Here is a 19,856-nt window from a genome sequence, read left to right as displayed (position 1 = left end):
GTCCCCTCGATCCAGCGCCGTGGAGACTGCCGCACACTCGTTAAGGAATTGGCTTACCGGCGGTCCATGCCCTTGAGGAACTGGTCGAAGATGCTTTCGACGCCCTGCTGGTAGTCGTCGCGCTGCTGGCGACCGCTTTCGAACATCTTGCCGAAGATGTCGTCATAGGGGTTGCGTGCCCGACCGCTCGGGTTCGGTTCGGGTTCCGGAGCGCGGCGCTGCGGCGCGGGCTCAGGCGCCTGCTGTGCGCCGCCCAGCATGTCCTGCAGGATCTTCCCCCAGGGATTGTTGTCGCCGAAGGGGTTTTGCGGCTGTTGCGGCTGCGGAGCCTGTTGCTGTGCGCCGCCACCGAACATGTCCTGCAGCACCTTGCCGAGCGGGTTGTCGCCCAGCGGGTTGTTGCCGAACGGATTCTGACCCTGCGGCGCCTGGCGTTGCTGCGGCTGTCCGCCCATCATGCCGCCGCCTTGCCGCATCATCTCCTCGATGATCTGGCCGAGTGGATTGTTGCCGCCGCCGAAACCGCCGGCCTGCATCTGGTTGGTGGTCTGCTTGAACAGCCCGCCCATCACCATCGAGGCCAGTACCGGCAGCATCTGCTGCAGCACCTGCTGGCCGACGCCGCTGGCCTGTGCGGCCTGCGCCGCCACGGCGCGCGACAGGTCCTTGGAACCGAACAACTGGCCGAGCACATCATTGCCCTGGTTCACGCCCTGCGGTGAAAACGCCTGGGCCGCATTGTCGAAATACTGTCCGTACTGGCCGCTGGCCATCGCATTCATGAAAGTGCCGACGCCATAGGGGTTGGCTGTGTTGCGCTTCAGGCCCTGGCTGAAGGCGGGCATCAGTGCCTCGACCGCGGCCAGCGTCTGCTGCTGGCTGAGATTGAACTGCCGCGCCAATGCCTCCATGCCGTTGCCGTTCTGGGACTGGTTCAGCATGTCGAACAGGTTCAGCATGTCTTGCTCCTCCGCAGCCTATACGCTTTTCAGAAAGGTAGAGCCTTTCCGGACAGGATTGAAGTGGGCAATTGGCGCGAGCGCTTCGAGCGATCTGGACATCGCCCATGCGCAACGGCGATCAAATGGCGGTATCCGGAATCGGCCATAAGGAGAAGGTCTTCATGGGAGAACGCATGGATCCTGTCGGCAAAGCCCTGTGGCTCATCGAACACCGCTTCGCGCAGGCTCTTTCGCTTGCGGAGGTCGCGGAGGCGAGCGGTGTCTCGCGCTTTCACCTGTCGCGGGTGTTCTGGGCGGCGACCGGCCACACGGTGATGGGATATCTGCGCAACCGCCGCCTTGCCGAGGCCGCCCGGGCACTCTCGGGCGGGGCGCCGGACATCCTGGCGGTGGCGCTGGACGCAGGCTACGGCTCCCATGAGGCTTTCTCACGGGCCTTTCGCAGCCATTTCGGCCTCACACCCGAGCAGGTGCGCGCCCAGGGCCATCTCGAAAACCTGAAACTTCTGGAGCCGATCAGGATGGATCACAGTCTTCTCGTCGAATTGGAAGCGCCTCGCATCGAGGATGGCCAGGCCTTGCTGATTGCCGGGCTTGGCGAGCGTTATACGTTTGAGACCAATGAGGGCATTCCCGCGCAGTGGCAGCGTTTCGGACCATCGATCGGCAGCATCCCCGGGCAGGTCGGATGGACGTGTTACGGCGTCTGCTGCAACGGCGACGATGCCGGCAATTTCGAATACATCTGCGGCGTGGAAGTCCGCGACTTCTCCGCCATCCCGGCGGAGTTGGCCCGCATCCGTATTCCCGCTTGCCGATATGCGGTGTTTACCCACCGGGGGCATATCTCCGCGATACGCAGCACGGTCTACACGATCTGGAACAAAGCTCTGCCGGAAGCGGGTCTCGAGACGGCCTGCGCGCCGGACTTCGAACGGTATGACGGACGTTTCGACGCCGCGAGCGGATTCGGCGAGGTCGAAATCTGGATCCCGATCAAGTGATCTAAGGAACCGAACCGCCGGTTTTCGGCCGGCTCCAGTCCAGATCGTCCTTTAGCGGAAGGTAGAGGCGCGGGCCTTAATACGCATATTCCAGGAACACCGGCTCGATCGAGTCGCCCCAGCGTGTGTGGTAGGCGGCCAGCATTTCTTCGGCGCTGGTGGTGCCACGCGCCACCACCTCGTCGAGCGTCGACAGGAACGAGGTTTCGTCGAAGCCGTCGCGGTTCAGCCTGTTGCGGTTCTTCAGGCCCAGGCGCGACAGCGCCAGCACTTCGCGTGCGACTTCACGCAGCGTTGTCGTGCGGAACGGCGTGCCGATGCCTTTTTCCGGCACCGTGTCGCGCATCGCCCTGACTTCCTCATAGCTCCAGTCGCGCGTCAGCGCTTCGGCCGCATCGAGGGCGGCTCCGTCATAGAGCAGGCCGACCCAGAAGGCCGGCAGTGCGCAGATGCGCCGCCACGGACCGCCGTCGGCGCCACGCATCTCCAGGAAGCGCTTGAGGCGCACATCGGGGAACAGCGTCGACAGGTGGTTGGCCCAGTCGCCCATGGTCGGCAGGCCATCCGGCACCTGGTTGCGCGCCGCGCCGTCCATGAACTGGCGGAACGTGATGTGCGTCATGTCGTGGTAGCGGCCGTCACGGATGATGAAATACATCGGCACGTCGAGGGCCCATTCGACATAGTCGGCAAAGCCGAACTCCGGCGAGAAGCAGAAGTCGAGCAGGCCGGAGCGCTGGTTGTCGGTGTCGCGCCAGATTTCGCCGCGCCAGCTCTGAAGGCCGTTGGGCCGACCGTCGGTGAAAGGCGAGTTGGCAAACAGCGCGGTGGCCAGCGGCTGCAGTTTCAGGGAAACCTGCATCTTGCGGCGCATGTCCGCCTCGCTCTCGAAGTCGAGATTCACCTGGATGGTGCAGGTGCGGTACATCATGTCGAGGCCCTTGGTGCCGACCTTGGGCATGTAGCGCGTCATGATCTCGTAGCGCGACTTCGGCATTTGTGGCGTCTCGGCAAGCGTCCATTTCGGGCTGCCGCCGAGGCCGAGGAAGCGGATGCCGAGCGGCTCGGCGATCTCGCGCACCTGCGCCAGGTGGGCGTTGCCTTCGCGACAGGTCTGGTGGATCGATTCCAGCGGTGCGCCGGAGAGCTCGAACTGTCCGCCCGGCTCCAGCGAAATCGCGCCCTGGCCGGTCGGTTCGACCAGGCCGATGATACGGCCCTCATCCAGGATCGGATCCCAGCCGAGTTTCTCCTGCATGCCTTCCAGGATCGAACGGATGCCGCGGTCGCCGCCATAGGGCACCGGCGCATGGCCGTCGACATAGAAGGGGAATTTTTCGTGTTCGGTGCCGATGCGCCACTCGGAGCGCGGCTTGTTGCCCTTGGCCAGGTAGTCGACGAGTTCGTCCATGCCCTCGATGGGTCGGAAATCGGTCGTGTCGCGTGCCATAAAGCCCCTCATCGGCGGCAGATCGGATGATCGCCGCGCGCTTGATGAACGAAATGTCAGGAGGCGATCAAGCAAAAAATCCTGAGCCAATCGTCAACAGGATTTGATCGCGCCGGATTTCGTTCTTGTCCAGGAGCAACTCCAGCAAGATTGCGCAGGGGTTTTGTGCCCGGAGTTGCGTAAAGAAAAGCACGGAAACGCCCTAGAGAGGGCGTTGCGCCTGCGCTGCCCTGACCAGCGTGGCTGCCGCGGCTGCAGCGCTGTCCATGTAGGAGGGGTCGCGGTTGAGCAGGACGGTGGCGAAGCAACCGTCGAGCAAAAGCAGGATCTGCCGCGCCAGCAGTTCGGCTTCCAGGATGCCGTCGGCTTCGAAAACCGTTTTCAGCCAGTCTTCGAAACGCTTCTTGTGGGCAATGCCGATGCGGATCGCCGGATGGCCCGGCATGTCGGCCAGTTCGGCGGCAGTCCGCAGGAAGCCGCAACCCTTCCAGGCAGGTCGCCTGGCTGCCTGTCCGAGCGTGCGGAAGATGGCGGCGACCTTGTCGGGGAGCTCGCCGCCGCTTTCCGTGAACCAGTGCCGGAACAGCCCGAGATTGGGCTGGTCACGCCGCTCCAGATAAGCGGCGATCAGATCGTCCTTGCTGGCGAAATGATAATAGAACGTGCGTTTGGTGAGCCCGGCTTTTTCGGCAACGGCATCGACCGACACGGCGCGTACGCCCTGGCCATAGAACAGCTTGGAGGCGGCTGCGACGATGCGTTCGCGGGTCGTGTTGGCGGTCGGTTTCATGGCTCATGTATACTGACTAGTGAGTGTAACAACAAGCTGATCTGGACTATGTCGGTTGTCGCGTGTTTTTTGAGTCTGCGTACGACCCGAGGATAGGAAGAGCGGGCCGCGCGCACCGCGCCGGGGAGCCTTGCCATGACCGTTTCCGCGCCGATCCAGGAAGCCCGGCCGATCGAGATCGTTGCGGCCGACGACGTCGTTTTGGGTGGCCACTTCTGGCCACGCGTGCGCGGCACGGCCGCCGGCATCGCCATCATCAATCCGGCTACCGGCGTGCTGGCCCGCTACTACCACCACTATGCCCGCTTCCTTGCCGCTCATGGTTTCGATGTCGTCACCTACGACTATCGCGGCATCGGTGCTTCGCGCCCGGCGAACCTGCGCGGCTGCGGCTATCGCTGGCGTGAGTGGGGCGACAAGGATTTCGACGCGGTGCTGGCCTGGGCGCTCGCACGCGATGGTTCCGCCCCGGTCTGCGTTGTCGGTCATAGCGTCGGCGGCGCCTTGCCGGGACTGGCCGGCCATGCGCCGGCCATCCACCGCCTGCTCTCCATCGGCGGGCAGTTCGGCTGCTGGCGCCACTACGCACCTTCGCGCCGTCGCCGCCTGTTCCTGAAATGGCATGTCGCCATGCCCGCGCTGACGGCGCTGTGCGGCTATTTTCCCGGTCGTCGCCTGGGTTGGCTGGAGGACCTTCCGGCTGGCGTCGCCTACGAATGGGCCTTTCGCCGACCATATCTGGAAGACAACTATCCGCAACGGCAGTGCGAAGCGGTTCTGCGTGGCTTCGATGCGGTGACGGCGCCGATCCTGGCCGTCACCCTATCCGATGACGACATCGCCACCGTGCCGGCAATCCGCGCCGTGCTCGATCGTTATCGCGGCGCGCCGCGCACGCAGGTCCTGCTCCGGCCCGCCGATCTCGGCCAGGAAAGCGTTGGCCATTTCAGCCTGTTCCACAGCCGCCATGCCACCGGCTTCTGGCTGGATACGCTTTTGTGGCTGCGCGACGGGGTCAACCCCTGGCCCGACAGGGAGGTGAGGTAGCGCGCACTTTCCTTCTCTCCCACAAGGGGGAAGGGAGGTGTCTCCCTACCAGTCTCCGACCGTCGCCTGCATCACCGCCAGCGCCGCGACGGCGGCTGTATCGGCGCGCAGGATGCGGGGGCCCAGCGGAATGGCGGTGACGAAGGGCAGGGCGCGCAGTATACGGCGCTCGTCGTCGGAAAACCCGCCTTCGGGACCGACGAGCAGTGCCAGCTTCTTTTCCGTGATCGACTGCAGCGCCGGCAACGGATTGTTGGTCGAGGCGTCCTCGTCGCAGAACACCAGCCGCCTTTCCTTGTCCCAGCCGGCAAGCAGCCGCTCGAATTTGAGCGGCTCGCGCACCGCCGGAACGGCCAGCACGCCGCACTGCTCGGCGGCTTCGACGGCGTTGGCGTGCATGCGCTCGGTCGTGATCTTGCCTTGCGTGTGCTGGGTCTGCACCGGCTGCAACACGCCGGCGCCCATCTCCACCGCTTTCTGGATGAGATAGTCCTGCCGCCCGACCTTCAGCGGCGCGAAACAATAGACCAGATCGGGCAATGGTGGCTGCGGCCGCTGCTGCGCCTGCACGGTCAGCCGCACCGCCTTCTTCGTCCTGCCGGTGATCCGAGCCGTCCATTCGCCGTCGCGGCCGTTGAAGGCCAGGAGTTCGGCGCCGTCGGCGAGGCGCAGCACGTGCATCAGGTAATGGCTCTGCTGGGTGTCCGGTTCGAACTCGACACCGGCCGACAGATCGTCGGGCACGAACAGCCGTTGCATCTTGTAGTTGGCGCGCATGGCCGAGCAATGCGGCAGCCCTTGCCCAAGGTCAAGCGCGCCGCTTGGCATCTCGATGCTTGCAGCGACGCGCTTGTGTCGGTTTTGCCCCTTCGTTGCCGGGACAGCCCGCCTAGCTTGCTCCGGAACGCTGATGGAGGGCATGCATGAGCAAGATCAGGCGCGGCGGATGCCTGTGCGGCGGCACCACCTATGAATTGCGCGGCGACCTGCGCCCGGTCGTCGCCTGTCATTGCGTGCAGTGTCGCAAGACCTCGGGCCACTATGTGGCAGCAACGCAGGCGGCGGCTGCCGACGCGGTGATCGAGGGCGAAACGCTGACCTGGTTCCGTTCCTCGGATATTGCCGAGCGTGGTTTCTGCAGGGTGTGCGGCTCGAATCTGTTCTGGCGCCGCTTCGCAAGCGACCGGCTGTCGGTCTGGGCCGGCACGATCGACGGTCCGACCGGCCTCAGGATGGAAAGCCAGCTCTATCCCGAATGTGCCGGCGACTATTACGACCTGCCGGATGTCCCCTCGGTCGAACAGGAGACGCTGAAATAGGCTAGTCGCTGATCCTGGTCCGCGGCCCCGGATCGAACCAGCGGTGCTTGCGCCGGGCGCGGAACAGCGTTGCCGGCGGCGCGAAGTCCGGATCGGTGAAGCAGCCGGCGGACACCGAGACGGCGCCCGGCAGGCCTCCTCCAGTCATGAACAGCAGCGTGCCGCAGGTCGGACAGAAGGTCTGCTCCACCCAGCGCCCTGCATCGCCGGTACGACGCCATGTCCGGCGCTCGCCTTCCACGCTCGCCACCGCGTCATCGACGAAGACCGCGCGGTAGGAAAAGGCGGTACCGGTGGCGCGCTGGCACTCCGTGCAGGCGCAGGCATAGACGCTGCGCGGCTCGCCCGCGACGGTGATGGCAAGCCCGCCGCAGCCGCAGCGCGCTGTCCTGATTGCTCCGGGCCGTTCTGTTGTGTTCACTCTATCCATTCCTGCCGCCACTCTGTCAGGAGGCATCGACGGAGCCGCCCCGTGCGGCTTGCCGCGATCGGGCCGTGCCCATACCTCTCGTCAACCTGATTGTCTCGATAGGTCGATTGCCGGCCGGGGGTAAATTACGCACTTTGAAGTAAGTGCCTATCCCGGCGAGCATCGGAGCAGGGGCATGATCCGGAACCGAAGGTCAGCGAAGCAAAAAGCGGAAACCGGTTTTCGGAAAAGATCATGCTCCGGAAGAGAGATAGGGCGGGATGCCGGTTCAACGCATTCCGCTCCAACGAAACCGGAGGACGGCATGAAACATCTCGACACCGATGAATGCGGCTTTGCCACAGCGCTGAATGCCATTGGCGGCAAATGGAAGACGGAGATCCTGTGGGAGATCACGCTTGCGCCGCGCCGGTTCGGCGCATTGCGTCGCCTGCTGCCGGGCGTCAGCGAGAAGGTGCTGGCGCAGCAGCTGCGGGAGATGGAGGCCGATGGCCTTGTCCGGCGCCAGGTGTTTCCGGGCGCGGTGCAGAAGGTCGAATATTCGGTGACGGACATCGGTCGCACCCTCAACGATGCGGTCTGCGTCATGTCGGCCTGGGGCAAGGCACAGGAGCGCCGCATGGCGTCGCGTCCGGCCGTTACCGAGGAGAAACCGCGGCCGCTGATCCGCCTGCGGGCCTGACCAGAGCGGAAACGCCTGGACTGCTTACCGCACGGTAGGCGCTTACATTCCGGTCAGCGCTTACAGCATTGTCAGTAATTGCATGTCGGTGCGGTATGCATAATTTCCGCTCCTCGACGCGATCGGCCGCTCGGCCACGCACCAATCGAGGAGACATCCATGTCCGACCACCATCATCCGGCTGCCGGGCGGCCGGCCCCCGATCCGAGGCGCTGGCAGGCGCTGGCCCTGCTGTGCGCAACCTATTTCATGGTCTGCCTCGACGGGCAGATCGTCATCCTGGCACTGCCGTCGATCGAACGGCAACTGGGCTTCACTGCGGCCGGCGTGCAATGGGTGATGAGCGCCTACATGCTGACGGTGGGTGGCCTGCTCCTGCTGGGCGGCCGCATGGCCGACCTGCTCGGGCGACGGCGCATGTTCGTCACCGGCACGGCGCTGTTCCTCGTCTCCTCGCTGCTGTGCGGCCTTGCCCAAGCGCCCGAATTCCTGGTCGCGATGCGCATCGTCCAGGGCATTGCCGCCGCCATCATGACGCCGACGGCCCTGTCGATCCTGATGACCACTTTCGAAGAAGGGGGCGAACGCAACAAGGCGCTCGGCTTCTGGTCCGCCATGGGTGCCGGTGGTGCCACGGCCGCCCTTGTCGTCGGTGGCCCGCTCAACGACTGGCTGGGCTGGCCGTGGGTGTTCTTCATCAACGTTCCCGTCTGCCTCGCCTTGCTGGCATTGAGCCCCTATCTCCTCAGGGAGAGCCGCGACAGTTCGCACGGCAAGGGGTTTGACGTTGCCGGCGCGGTCACCGTCACCTTTGGCCTGATGGCGTTTGTCTATGCCATCGTCGAGGTCCCGCAACTGGGCTGGGCCCATGCAAACACCCTTGCGGCCTTCGCCGCGTCGGCCTTGCTGCTCCTTCTGTTCGTGGTCATCGAGGCGCGTTCGGCTTCGCCGCTGGTGCCGCTTCGCCTCTTTCGTTCGGTGCGTCTGGTCTGCGGCAATCTGGTGGTGTTGCTCGCCGGCATGATCGTCTTCGGCATGATCCTGGTGCTGTCGCTCTATCTGCAGAAGGTGTTGGGTTATTCGGCGCTCGAGGTCGGCATCAGCACGATGATCTATGCCGCCGCCTCGATCGTGATGTCCTACGCCTCGGGGCCGGTCGCCAGCCGCATAGGCGCCCGCACGCTGGCCGTCATCGCCATGGCATTGATGGCGGCGGGGTGTCTGCTGCTTGCAATGGCGGGCGGCAATTACTGGACCGATATCCTGCCCGGGCTCGTCATCTTCGGACCAGGCATCGGTGCTGCCGTCGTATCCGGCTCCATCGCCGCGCTGTCCGACGTCGCCGAGGGCGATTCCGGCCTGGCATCTGGCATCAACAGCGCGGCCTTCCAGCTGGGAGGTGCATTGGGTGTCGCTGTCGCAGCGACCGTCGCCCTGTCCTGGAGTGGTGGGTCGGACACGATCGCCGATCTGACCACAGGATATCAGGCAGGCTTCCTGGCCTGCGCGGCGCTGGCGGGGGTTGGCTTGATTGTTGCGTTGTTGCTGCCCGGAAAGACACGGGCCGCAGCCGCGGCCTCAGTCGTTCATCGCGGCTGACCTGCCTGCCTCTCGGGCTGTCCTGAAATCATCGCGGTATTCACCGGGAGGCTTGCCGTACTGGGCCTTGAAGGTCCGGCTGAACTGCGTCTGGTCGCCGAAGCCCCAGCGATAGGCGATCTCCATCACCGTCTGGCCGTTGGCGGGATCTTCGAGCGCTGCCTTGCAGGCGGCCAGGCGCAATTCACGTACCCAGCTGGCCACGGTGCGGTCCATGTCCCCGAACAGGCCGTGCAGATAGCGCGTGGACAGGCCGCAGGCGCGCGCTATCAGATCGGGGTCAAGTCCCGGGTTTCTCAGATTGGCGCGGATGAAGGCTTCGATGCGCGCCAGATGGGCATTGCGCACCGTGGAACTCTTCGACATCAGGATGCGGTCGTCGGCCCTGATTGCCAGCGCCAGCAGGTCGACGAGTTGTCGCCCGACCGCGATGCGGGATTCGGCGTTCATCGTGTCGAAGCGGGCCGGCAGGAGATGCAGCATGTCGGTGAACAGGCCACCCGCTCCATTCGCCGCATCGAACTGCAGCGAGCAGAAGCGGTCCGGACCGTGCACGCGATCGGCGAGCGCGCGCGACTCCACCTTGAGCACCCACAGATCGGCGGGATCGGCATGGCTGAATTCATAAGGCTCGTGGCTGCGTTCCAGGAAGAACCCGCCCGGAGAACAGCTGATCTCGCTGCCGCCCTGCGAGAAGAACACTTCCGAACGCGCCGGCACGGTGACCAGGAATTCTTCCTTGCGGGCCGCACGGAAATGGTGGGGCAGGCGCAGATACTGCAAGGCGTCGGACGTGAGGCGCGAGATCGAGACGTCGCCGAACTGCCAGATCGTCAGGTCGCCCGAAAAATGGTCGGCGTTGCGGAATCTCAGGTCGAGTGGAAAATAGGCGCCAGCGATGGCCTGGTGCCAGTGCCGGCTCCGGTCTGCGGGGCGCGTCGCGCTTGTTGTGACACTCGTCTTCATGTTCGATCCGACGACGTTACCGAAGACTAGGCACCGTCGCCGCGGAACGCAACGTGCGTGTCGGCCAGTGCACGCAACGTCAATTTTTTGTTCGCGCAGCGCAAAGACCCCGCCTGCAAAACCTGTTTCGCTTAAGCGGCAACGGTGCATCAGACGCCGTGCGGGAACAACGCGTGCGACGGGCCACAGGCCTCGTGGCATGGAGGAAAAGGTTGCAATGACGACAATGAAAGTCGATCCGATCACGCTGTCGGTGGTGCGTGGCGTGCTGGAGACAACGCAGCGCGAGATGACGCTGGCGCTGGAGAAGACGGCGCGGTCCTCCGTCTTCAACCTGGCGCATGACTACTCGACCGCGCTGTTCAACGCGCGGCCCGAGATGATCCTGCAAGGCCAGGACATCCCGATCCATCTCGGCTCGCTGATCCCCGCGATGAAAGCCGTCGCCGGCTTCTTCGAGGGTGACATCCACGAGGGCGACCTTATCCTGCACAACGATCCGGCCTTCGGCGGCAGCCATGCCATCGACACCTGCATGTACAAGCCTGTCTTCTACCATGGCGAACTGGTCTACTGGACCGTCTGCAAGGGCCACCTCACCGACATCGGCGGCCCGGTGCCTGCCGGCTACAATCCCAACGCGACCGAGATCTACGCCGAATGCCTGCGCATCCCGCCGGTGAAGATCTGGGACCGCGGCAAGCCGCGCAACGACGTGCTCAACATGATCTTCACCAACATGCGGGCGCGGCGCGACCAGGAGGGTGACTTCCGCGCCCTGATCGGCGCCTGCCAGGTTGGCGAACGCAGCCTGATCGCGCTGCTCGACAAATACGGCAAGCCGACGGTCGATGCCTGCATCGACACGCTGCTGGACATGGCGGACCGGCACATGCGTTCGCTGATCGCCACCGTTCCGGACGGCACCTATGAAGGCAAGGCGATCCTCGAGGATGCCGGCCACGGCTTCGGCGATTTCGAGATCGGCGCCCGCGTGACGGTCACGGGCGACAGCTGCCACATCGCCATCTCCAGCCCGCCGCAGGTGCCCTATTTCATCAATTCCTACGAGGGCAATTCGCATTCCGGCGTCTATCTCGGCCTGATGATGTTTGCTGCGCTGCCGCCGCCTTACAATGAGGGGCTGTATCGCTGCGTCACCGTCGATTTCGGACCGAAGGGCACGTTGTGCAATGCGCAGGAGCCGGCGCCGCACATGAACTGCACGACGACGCCGATGGAGACGCTGACCGATGCGGTGCGTCTCGCCTTCGAGAAGGCGATGCCTTCCAAGGTCGCCGCCTCATGGGGCCATGCCAACGGCCTCAACATCGCCGGCAGGGACAGCCGCACCAACGAGGAATTCGTCACGATGGTCCTGGCGACCATCATTTCGGGCGGTGGCGCCACGCCGCAGCAGGATGGCTGGCACGCGGTCGGTCCGGAATGCTGCTTTGGCGCCTTGACCTCCGGCGATGTCGAACTGCTCGAATACTCCTATCCCATCATCATCCATCGCTATTCGCTGATGACCGATTCCGGCGGTGCCGGAAAATTCCGCGGCGGTTCCGGCACGGCCTGGGAAGTCGAACCGCTGGACGGCGACATGCTCTGCATCGGTTTCGGCGAAGGCCGCCGCATTCCGGCGATGGGCGCTGCCGGCGCGAAATCCGCCCTGGTCGACAAGAAGGTCGGCCGTGTCGAGCTGAAACGCGCCGGCAAGGTCGAGGTCGAGCGCAAGAACATCATCCAGACGATCAGGACCGGCGAGACGATCACCAATCTCAATCCGGGCGGCGGTGGCTACGGCAATCCCTTCGAACGGCCGATCGAGAAGGTGGTGTGGGATGTCCGCAACGGCCTCGTCTCGATCGAAGGCGCGCGTGCCGACTATGGCGTGGCCATCACCGATCCCGAAACATTGAATGTCGACCTGGTCGAAACCAAGCGACTGCGCGCAGCCTGAGGAGACGACCGTGGAACATGCATATCGCCTCGGCATCGATGCCGGCGGCACCTTCACCGACTTTGTCGTGGCCAATCGCGCCACCGGCGAGGTGAAACTTTTCAAGGCACTGTCGACGCCTTCGGATCCCACCCGCGCCATCGAGAATGGCCTCAGGCTGATCGCCGACGATCTCGGCGTGTCACCGTCCGAGGTGGTCTCCGATTGCGACCTGTGCATCAACGGCACCACGGTCGGGCTGAATGCGCTGATCACCCATCGTGGCGGCAGGACCGGCCTGATCTGCACCGCCGGCCATGAGGACTCGATCGAGATCCGCAACGGCCACAAGGAAGACGGTTTTCGCTACGATCCGGAATATCCGGCGGCGACGATGCTGGTGCCACGCTATCTGCGCAAGGGTGTGCGCGAACGGGTGATTTCGGATGGCTCCATCCGCACGCCGATGAACGAGGACGACGTTCGCCAGGCCTGCCGGCTGTTCCTGAAGGAAGGCGTCGAAACGGTCGCCATCTCCTTCGTGTGGTCGGTGCTCAATGCCGCGCATGAACGCCGCGCGGCCGAGATCGTGCGCGAGATGATGCCGGACGTCGTCCTGACGGTCGGCAGCGAACTCTATCCGCAGGTGCGCGAATACACCCGCACATCCACCGCGGTGACCAATGCCTACCTGGCGCCGGTGATGCGCCGCTACGTGACAGCGGTCGACAGCTATTTCCGCGCGCTCGGCGCCAGGCAGCCGGTCCGCTATTTCCAGTCGAATGGCGGACTGGCGATCGGGCAGGCGATGACCGACCGTTCCGTCTATGCGATCAATTCCGGCCCGGCCTCCGCCCCGCAGGCGGGACTGTTCGCCGGCGCGCCGTTCGGCAAGGACAACGTCATCACCGTCGACATGGGCGGCACCTCCTTCGACATCACGCTGACGCGCAACGGCCAGACCAACCTCAACAAGAACATCGACTTCCTGCGCTACCGCATCGGCGTGCCGATGATCCAGGTCGAGACGCTTGGCGCCGGCGGTGGTTCCATCGGCTGGATCGACAGCCTCGGCCTGCTGCAGGTCGGGCCGCAGTCGGCCGGTTCCGAACCGGGGCCGGCCTGCTACGGGCGCGGCGGTACGGAGCCGACCACGTCGGACGCCAATCTGGTGCTCGGCTATCTCAACCCCGAAGGCCTGCTTGGCGGCAAGCTGCCGCTCGACCTCGAAAAGGCGCGGCAGGTGGTGGCGACGATCGCCACGCCGCTGAACATCAGCATCGAGCAGGCTGCCTATGGCATGTTCACCATCGTCAACAACAACATGGTCAACGGCATTCGCCGCGTGTCTGTCGAACGCGGCTACGATCCGCGCGATTTCGTGCTGGTCGGGGCAGGCGGCGCGACCGCGGCCCACATCACCGCGCTGGCGCGCGAAATGGGCATCGATACCATCATCCTGCCCAAGCTGGCCTCGGGCCTCTGCGCCTTCGGCCAGGTCATCTCCGACGTGAAGTACAACTACATGGCGACCGCGCCGCTCAGGCTCGACAATGCCGTCGCCTGCGACAGGATCGAACAGCTGTTCGAGGAGATCGAGGCGCAGGGCATCGCCCACCTGAAGGCCGACGGTTTTCCGGGCACGCTGATCGAGGTCCAGCGCAGCCTCGAGATGCGTTATGTCGGCCAGGTGCATGAATGCACGGTCGACATTCCCAACTTCAAGATCACCGAAGCGACCATCGGCCAGGTCAAGGACGCGTTCCATGCCCGGCATGAAGAGCTCTACACCTACGCCGAGCGCCACAGCACGGTCGAGGTCGTCAACATCGAATCGACCATTTATGGCCGCATCGAAAAGCCGAAGGCACCGAGACTGCAGGGTAAAGGTGGACTGCAGCAGGCGCTGAAGGGCCATCGCGACGCCGTCTTCGACGCTTCCGGCAAGCCGGTAGCGACGCCCGTCTATGACGGGGCAGCCCTTGGTGTCGGCGTTGCCGTGGCCGGTCCCGCGATCATCGAGGAGGTGACGACGACCATCGTCATCGAACCCGGCTGGTCTGCCGCGCTGCATGAGAGCGGCAGCTACCTGCTCACCCGGCAGGATTAGTCGAGATGACGCCGGCCACCCGCTCATTGATGAGCATGGCTGGGACGAGCATGGCCGGCCCGCCGCTTCTACCTGTGCGACGGCAGGAAGAAGGTCTGGTGGAAATAGGAGCGGAAGGCTTCCATCGCCGGCGTGAACTGCGCGCCACGCCGCCAGGCGAGGCCGACATCCATCGACGGGATCGGCTCGGTCGGAACGATCGTCTCGATGCGCTTGCCCTCCAGCGACCACGGCCGCAGCACCATGTCGGACAGGATTGCGACGCCTTGCCCATCCGCCACCAGCGAGCGGACGGCTTCGACCGAGGACGTCCTCAGCGTGACATTCGGCCGGTAGGAGGTGTTGCTCCAGTAGCGCAGCGCCGTGTGCGCGGCCTCATCGACCGTGAGCATGATGTAGGGCTCCTCGGCGATCTCCTTGAGGCCGACGCTGCCCTGCGACAGCAGGCGATGCCTTGCCGGCACCCACAGCCGGCGCCGCGAATTCATCAGCGTTTCCGTCGCCAGGTCCGAGTTGATCACGTTGGAGGTCAACAGCACCGCCATGTCGTAGCGATTGGCGAGCAGTCCTTCTTCTATGGCCTCGCGGTTCAGCTCGAACAGCTGGATGTCGAGGTTCGGCCAGGCCCGGCGAAGCCGTCCAAGATGGTTCGGCAGGAAATAGCCGATCACCGTGTAGCTGGCGGCGACCGTCAGCCGCCCCGAAAAATCGCTGGCCGGCAGCAACAGGTTCGTCGCCTCGTCGACCTTGTTCAGGATCTCATAGGCGTGGAACAGGAATTGCCGGCCCGCCGTCGTCATCTCCATGCCCTGGGTCGAGCGGATGAACAGGTCGAGCCCGACGGTCTGCTCGAGTTCCTTGATCGCCGTCGTCACCGCCGACTGGGAAATGCCCAGTTCCGCAGCGGCCTGCGAAATCTGCCCATGCTCGGCGGTGGAAACGAAATAGCGGATCTGGCGAAGGCTTACCGGCATGGGCGCTGTGTTCCGAATTTCAGATATTGTGCGCAGTTGTCAGCTGCAAAAGCAATATTACGTTGCTGCTTGGAGCAATGTGGTGCCTTGGCAGCTATCACCTTGGGCAAAAAAATCAATGAATCTCGTGATGTCGCGTGCGGAGACAATCACTCGGGCGATAGAAAATTCAGATATTTGATATCGATTAATAGAATTTTCCAAACGATTTCGCCCTCTCTACCTTCTTCGTCGAGGAGTGCCCGGGGTCCATGTGGCCGCGCGGTGAGGACAAGGGAGGTCTGCTTGCAGACAGCGGCCGTCGACATCAATTGCGACATGGGCGAAGGCTATGGCCAATGGCGCCTGGGCGACATCGATGACGCCGACCTGATGAAGCTCATCAGCTCCGCCAACATCGCCACGGGCTTCCATGCCGGCGATCCCAATCTGATGGACGCCACCGTTCGCCTGGCGACCCAGCATGGCGTCGGCGTCGGTGCGCATCCGGGTTTCCGCGACCTGCAGGGGTTTGGTCGGCGCCGCATCAACGGCACCAGCGAGGAACTGGTCAACGACATCGTCTACCAGATCGGGGCGCTGCGCGAATTTGCCCGCCGTTACGGCGCCACCCTGCAGCATGTGAAACCGCACGGCGCGCTCTACATGGAATTTGCCGCCAGCGAGGAGATGTCGCGCAACTTCGTCCGCACCATGCGCACGATCGCTCCCAACGCCTTCATCTACTGCATGGGAATGTCCGAGACCTATCGCGCGGCGACGGAAGCCGGGCACCCGGTGATCCGCGAGTTCTATGCCGACCGCGACTACGACCGCTCGGGCTCGATCGTGTTCACGCGGCGCACCGGTCGCCTGGACCCTCGCCAGGTTGCCGAGAAGGTGGTGCACGCCTGCCGGACCGGCAAGGTCCGCACGGTCGAGGGCGACGAGATCGACATCGCCTTCGAATCCATCTGCTTCCACTCGGACACGCCTGGCAGCCTGGAAATCGCCACGGCCATGCGTGCGGCACTCGATGCCGCCGGGGTCAAGGTCAGGCCGGTTGCGGAACTGACAAGTCATTTGAGAACAACGGCAAGGGGATGATCATGGCTAGAACCGAACTCAATTCACCCTTGCCCGGCGTCTTCTACAGGCGGCCGTCGCCCGACAGCGACGTGTTCAAGAACGATGGCGACGCGGTGGCGGCGACCGACATCCTCGGCGTCATCGAAGTGATGAAATCGTTCCACGAGATCCCGGCCGGCGCCGCGGGCACCAATCTCAAATTCCTCGTCGATGACGGCGATGCCGTGATGGCGGGGCAGCCGATCGCAGAGATCGACGCATGAACATCAGATCGGTCCTGATCGCCAATCGCGGCGAGATCGCGGTGCGCATCAACCGGGCGGCGAAGGCGCTCGGGCTGCGCACGGTGCAGGTGTACAGCGCCGCCGATGCGGATTCGCTGCCGGTCAGGCTGGCCGACGAGGCGATCCTCATCGGCCCGGCGGCGGCGAAGAAATCCTACCTCGACATCGAGGCCGTCATCGCGGCGGCGAAGGCGGCCAAGGTCGATGCGGTGCATCCCGGCTATGGGTTCCTCGCCGAAAACGCTGACTTCGCCGATGCCGTCGTCGCCGCCGGCATGACGTTCGTCGGCCCGTCGGGCGCCTCGATCCGGCTGCTCGGCGACAAGGTCGCCGCCCGCGCCGAAGCCGAAAAGGCCGGCGTTCCGACCGTGCCCGGCAGTGGCGGGCGTATCGCCGATGTCGAGGAGGCGGCAGCGATCGCGGCGCGCATCGGTTTCCCGGTGATGATCAAGGCAGCTGCCGGCGGCGGCGGTCGCGGCATTCGCGTCGCCGCAGACCTCGACGAATTCACCCGCCAGTTTCCGCAGGCCTCGGCCGAAGCCGCCGCGGCTTTCGGCGATGGCGGGCTGTACATTGAAAAGGCCGTGCTGGCGGCGCGTCACGTCGAGGTGCAGATTCTCGGCGACGGCACCAATTTCGTGCACTGTTTCGAGCGTGAATGTTCGTTGCAGCGCCGTCGCCAGAAGGTCTGGGAAGAGGCACCCGCGGTCGGCCTGCCCGCAACCGTGCGCCGCAAGCTCTGCGACAGCGCCGTCGCCCTGGCGCGCTCGGTCGGCTACAGCGGCGCCGGGACGGTGGAATATCTTTATGACGAGGCCAGCCAGGAGTTCTACTTCCTCGAAGTGAACACCCGCATCCAGGTCGAGCATCCGGTCACCGAGATGATCACCGGCATCGACCTGGTGCAGGAGATGCTGCGCATCGCGGGCGGCGAGAAGCTGTCGCTGCGGCAGGAAGACATCTCCATCCACGGCCATGCCATCGAATGCCGCATCAACGCCGAGGATCCGGCCAGGAACTTCATGCCCTGGCCCGGCGTGGTTTCGACGCTGGCCGTGCCTGGCGGCGACGGCGTGCGCTTCGACACGATGCTTTTCGACGGCTACGCCGTGCCGCCCTTCTACGACTCGCTGCTGGGCAAGCTGGTGGTTCACGGCGCCGACCGCGCCGATTGCCTGGCGAAGCTCGGCGCCGCGCTGCGGTCGCTGAAGATCGAGGGCATCCCGACCACCATCCCGCTGCATGCGGCGCTGGCCGCCGACGCCAATGTCGCGGCCGGCACGTTCCACACCCGTTTCCTCGAAGGCTGGCTCGATACCGAATTCCAGGCCCAGGCCGATAGTGCGAAGGAGGCTGCGCAATGAGCAACCGCTACTCATTCGGCGGCGACGAGCATCTCTTCGTCGAATGCGATGAGAGCATGTCGCTGGAGGCGTTCTTCAAGAGCCTGTCGATGACCAGCGCCATCCGCGACAGCAGCATCAGGGGCGTCACCGAAATCTGCCCGGCCAACGCATCCTTCCAGATCAAGTTCGATCCGGACGTCATCAAGCCGGACGACATCCTGGCCGAGATCCAGGCGATCGAGAAGGCGACGACCAGCGCCGAACCGGTGATCGACACGCGCATCATCGAGATTCCGGTGTTCTACGAGGACCCGTGGACGCATGAGACGCTGATGCGTTTCCGCGAACGGCACCAGGACCCTGAGGCGACTGATCTCGAATATGCGGCGCGCATCAACAATCTGGGCGGTGTCAGCGATTTCATTGCCGCCCACAGCGGCGCGCCATGGTTCGTCTCGATGGTCGGCTTCGTCGCCGGCCTGCCGTTCATGTACCAGATGGTCGACCGGCCGCGGCAGCTTCAGGTGCCGAAATATCTGCGCCCGCGCACCGACACGCCGAAGCTGACCGTCGGCCATGGCGGCTGCTTCTCCTGCATCTACTCGGTGCGTGGCGCCGGCGGCTACCAGATGTTCGGCATCACGCCGATGCCGATCTTCGATCCCGAGCAGAAGACCAGCTATCTCAGGGATTTCATGGTGTTCTTCCGTCCCGGCGACATCGTGAAATTCCGACCGATCGGCCGTGACGAACATGACGGCATCGAAGGCGATGTGAAGGCGGGGCGCTTCGTGCCGGTGATGCGCGACGTCACCTTCGACCTGCGCGAATTCCGCAAGGACATCGACGGCTACAACGCCAGACTGGAGGGCGAGGTCCATGGTCGTTAGCGTCATCAATCCCGGCCTCGCCACCACGGTGCAGGACCTCGGCCGGCCCGGCTATTTTCATCTCGGCATTCCCATCGGCGGCGCCATGGATCGCATGGCGCTGCGCGCCGCCAACCTTCTGGTCGGCAATGACGAAGGTGCTGCGTGCCTCGAAGCCGTGTTCATGGGGCCGGAGCTCGAGTTCGGCGAGAACGCGACCATCGCCGTCACCGGCGCGGAGATGCCGATCAGGATCGATGGCGTCGAGCAGCCGTCCTGGACCGCGCTCAAGGTCAGGGCGGGCGGGAAGCTGAGCTTCGGTTTCCTCAAGAAAGGCGCGCGCATCTATGTGGCGATCGCCGGCGGCATCGACGTGCCGGAAGCGCTAGGCAGCCGCTCGACCTATGTCATCGGTGCGCTCGGCGGCTTCAAGGGACGGGCGATCGCCAAGGGCGATGAACTCCCCATCGGGCGGCCGGGAGCGACGAAGGAAGGCAAAACCTTGCCGGAGGAACTGCGGCGGTCATCCGCGTCGCCGGCCGGGCTGCGCGTGCTGCCGGGGCTCTATGTCCACAGGTTGCAGGAGGAGTCGGCTGCCGGGTTCTTCGAGGACCAATGGAAGGTCGCGTCCGAAGCCGACCGCATGGGCTATCGTTTCAAGGGCGGCCGGCCCTTGGCGTTCGTCGACCGCGAGCCGCCCTTCGGCGCGGGCTCCGATCCTTCCAACATCGTCGACAGCTGCTACCCCTATGGCTCCATCCAGGTGCCGAGCGGCACCGAGCCGATCATCCTGCACCGGGATGCGGTGTCGGGCGGCGGCTACTTCATGCTGGGCACGGTGATTGCCGCCGACATGGACCTGATCGGCCAGATGCAGCCCAACACGCCCACGACCTTCATCAAGGTCGACATGGCCGAGGCGTTGCGCGCGCGTGCCGACAGGGCTGCGCTGCTCCATCGGATGAGGGAGGCGCTGGCCTGAAGCTATTCGGTTTTCCGTCCGCAATTGCG

General features: G+C 64.6%; 20 protein-coding genes. 13 read left to right on the top strand and 7 right to left on the bottom strand.

Annotated elements, in window-relative coordinates; all coding sequences use genetic code 11:
- Positions 1-53 precede the first annotated feature (53 nt).
- On the bottom strand, positions 54-959 hold the full coding sequence (locus tag C1M53_RS05110; RefSeq protein WP_129411255.1) for a DUF937 domain-containing protein: 906 nt from the start codon (positions 957-959) through the stop codon (positions 54-56).
- 176 nt (positions 960-1,135) lie between these two features.
- On the opposite strand from C1M53_RS05110, the gene C1M53_RS05105 reads away from it, so the two are divergent.
- A complete protein-coding gene (locus tag C1M53_RS05105; protein ID WP_129416028.1) occupies positions 1,136-1,966 on the top strand; it encodes an AraC family transcriptional regulator in 831 nt (276 codons plus the stop codon).
- Between the two features lie 76 nt (positions 1,967-2,042).
- On the opposite strand, the gene C1M53_RS05100 is transcribed toward C1M53_RS05105, so the two are convergent.
- Together C1M53_RS05100 and C1M53_RS05095 are read right to left on the bottom strand one after the other, a co-directional pair.
- The gene (locus C1M53_RS05100; protein WP_129411254.1) at positions 2,043-3,416 is read right to left on the bottom strand and encodes a glutamate--cysteine ligase; all 1,374 of its coding nucleotides are present in this window, start codon (positions 3,414-3,416) and stop codon (positions 2,043-2,045) included.
- A 202-nt stretch (positions 3,417-3,618) separates the two neighbouring features.
- Complete coding sequence (locus C1M53_RS05095) at positions 3,619-4,206, bottom strand: TetR/AcrR family transcriptional regulator (RefSeq protein ID WP_129411253.1); 588 nt, start codon at positions 4,204-4,206, stop codon at positions 3,619-3,621.
- 135 nt (positions 4,207-4,341) lie between these two features.
- Between C1M53_RS05095 and C1M53_RS05090 the strand changes: the two genes are divergently transcribed.
- Entirely contained in the window at positions 4,342-5,253 is a 912-nt protein-coding gene (locus C1M53_RS05090) for an alpha/beta fold hydrolase (protein ID WP_129411252.1), read from the top strand.
- 45 nt (positions 5,254-5,298) lie between these two features.
- Here C1M53_RS05090 and C1M53_RS05085 read toward each other — a convergent pair whose 3' ends face one another.
- Positions 5,299-6,030: a 16S rRNA (uracil(1498)-N(3))-methyltransferase gene (locus tag C1M53_RS05085; RefSeq protein WP_129416027.1), complete on the bottom strand. Its 732-nt coding sequence runs from the start codon at positions 6,028-6,030 to the stop codon at positions 5,299-5,301.
- Positions 6,031-6,176: 146 nt separating this feature from the next.
- Here C1M53_RS05085 and C1M53_RS05080 point away from each other — a divergent pair, with 146 nt between their 5' ends.
- Positions 6,177-6,572 (top strand): GFA family protein, encoded by a 396-nt coding sequence (locus C1M53_RS05080; protein ID WP_129411251.1) that lies wholly within the window; start codon positions 6,177-6,179, stop codon positions 6,570-6,572.
- Between the two features lies 1 nt (position 6,573).
- On the opposite strand, the gene C1M53_RS05075 is transcribed toward C1M53_RS05080, so the two are convergent.
- On the bottom strand, positions 6,574-6,993 hold the full coding sequence (locus C1M53_RS05075; protein WP_245488457.1) for a GFA family protein: 420 nt from the start codon (positions 6,991-6,993) through the stop codon (positions 6,574-6,576).
- Between the two features lie 313 nt (positions 6,994-7,306).
- Between C1M53_RS05075 and C1M53_RS05070 the strand changes: the two genes are divergently transcribed.
- Both C1M53_RS05070 and C1M53_RS05065 read left to right on the top strand, forming a co-directional pair.
- Positions 7,307-7,684 carry a helix-turn-helix domain-containing protein gene (locus C1M53_RS05070; RefSeq protein ID WP_129411249.1) on the top strand — a complete coding sequence of 126 codons (378 nt, stop codon included), beginning with the start codon at positions 7,307-7,309 and terminating at the stop codon, positions 7,682-7,684.
- 159 nt (positions 7,685-7,843) lie between these two features.
- Positions 7,844-9,283, top strand: coding sequence for an MFS transporter (locus C1M53_RS05065; RefSeq protein ID WP_129411248.1), 1,440 nt, complete (start codon positions 7,844-7,846; stop codon positions 9,281-9,283).
- Here C1M53_RS05065 and C1M53_RS05060 read toward each other — a convergent pair.
- Entirely contained in the window at positions 9,263-10,249 is a 987-nt protein-coding gene (locus C1M53_RS05060; RefSeq protein WP_129411247.1) for a helix-turn-helix domain-containing protein, read from the bottom strand. The genes C1M53_RS05065 and C1M53_RS05060 overlap by 21 nt on opposite strands.
- Positions 10,250-10,466: 217 nt before the next feature.
- On the opposite strand from C1M53_RS05060, the gene C1M53_RS05055 reads away from it, so the two are divergent.
- Positions 10,467-12,215, top strand: a complete 1,749-nt coding sequence (locus C1M53_RS05055; protein ID WP_129411246.1) for a hydantoinase B/oxoprolinase family protein — start codon at positions 10,467-10,469, stop codon at positions 12,213-12,215.
- Between the two features lie 10 nt (positions 12,216-12,225).
- Entirely contained in the window at positions 12,226-14,304 is a 2,079-nt protein-coding gene (locus tag C1M53_RS05050; protein ID WP_245488456.1) for a hydantoinase/oxoprolinase family protein, read from the top strand.
- A gap of 68 nt (positions 14,305-14,372) precedes the next feature.
- On the opposite strand, the gene C1M53_RS05045 is transcribed toward C1M53_RS05050, so the two are convergent.
- On the bottom strand, positions 14,373-15,278 hold the full coding sequence (locus C1M53_RS05045) for a LysR family transcriptional regulator (RefSeq protein ID WP_129411244.1): 906 nt from the start codon (positions 15,276-15,278) through the stop codon (positions 14,373-14,375).
- On the opposite strand from C1M53_RS05045, the gene C1M53_RS32005 reads away from it, so the two are divergent.
- The 6 genes from C1M53_RS32005 to C1M53_RS05020 all read left to right on the top strand — a co-directional run bounded on the left by C1M53_RS32005 (position 15,277) and on the right by C1M53_RS05020 (position 19,827).
- Positions 15,277-15,459, top strand: a complete 183-nt coding sequence (locus tag C1M53_RS32005) for a hypothetical protein (protein WP_245488455.1) — start codon at positions 15,277-15,279, stop codon at positions 15,457-15,459. The two genes, C1M53_RS05045 and C1M53_RS32005, sit on opposite strands and share 2 nt — an antisense overlap.
- 104 nt (positions 15,460-15,563) lie before the next feature.
- Positions 15,564-16,364, top strand: coding sequence for a 5-oxoprolinase subunit PxpA (locus tag C1M53_RS05040; protein WP_281040920.1), 801 nt, complete (start codon positions 15,564-15,566; stop codon positions 16,362-16,364).
- Between the two features lie 2 nt (positions 16,365-16,366).
- The gene (locus C1M53_RS05035; RefSeq protein WP_129411242.1) at positions 16,367-16,609 is read left to right on the top strand and encodes an acetyl-CoA carboxylase; all 243 of its coding nucleotides are present in this window, start codon (positions 16,367-16,369) and stop codon (positions 16,607-16,609) included.
- Positions 16,606-17,994 carry an acetyl-CoA carboxylase biotin carboxylase subunit gene (locus tag C1M53_RS05030; RefSeq protein WP_129411241.1) on the top strand — a complete coding sequence of 463 codons (1,389 nt, stop codon included), beginning with the start codon at positions 16,606-16,608 and terminating at the stop codon, positions 17,992-17,994. The genes C1M53_RS05035 and C1M53_RS05030 overlap by 4 nt, the downstream gene beginning before the upstream one ends.
- Positions 17,991-18,866 (top strand): allophanate hydrolase subunit 1, encoded by an 876-nt coding sequence (locus tag C1M53_RS05025; protein ID WP_129411240.1) that lies wholly within the window; start codon positions 17,991-17,993, stop codon positions 18,864-18,866. Before C1M53_RS05030 ends, C1M53_RS05025 begins: the two co-directional genes overlap by 4 nt.
- Positions 18,856-19,827 carry a biotin-dependent carboxyltransferase family protein gene (locus tag C1M53_RS05020; RefSeq protein ID WP_129411239.1) on the top strand — a complete coding sequence of 324 codons (972 nt, stop codon included), beginning with the start codon at positions 18,856-18,858 and terminating at the stop codon, positions 19,825-19,827. The genes C1M53_RS05025 and C1M53_RS05020 overlap by 11 nt, the downstream gene beginning before the upstream one ends.
- The last annotated feature ends 29 nt before the right edge of the window (positions 19,828-19,856 follow it).

The organism is Mesorhizobium sp. Pch-S (assembly GCF_004136315.1).
Lineage (GTDB): Bacteria > Pseudomonadota > Alphaproteobacteria > Rhizobiales > Rhizobiaceae > Mesorhizobium.
The sequence above is the reverse complement of the archived record's forward strand: the minus strand, read 5'-3'. Positions and strand labels throughout refer to the sequence as shown.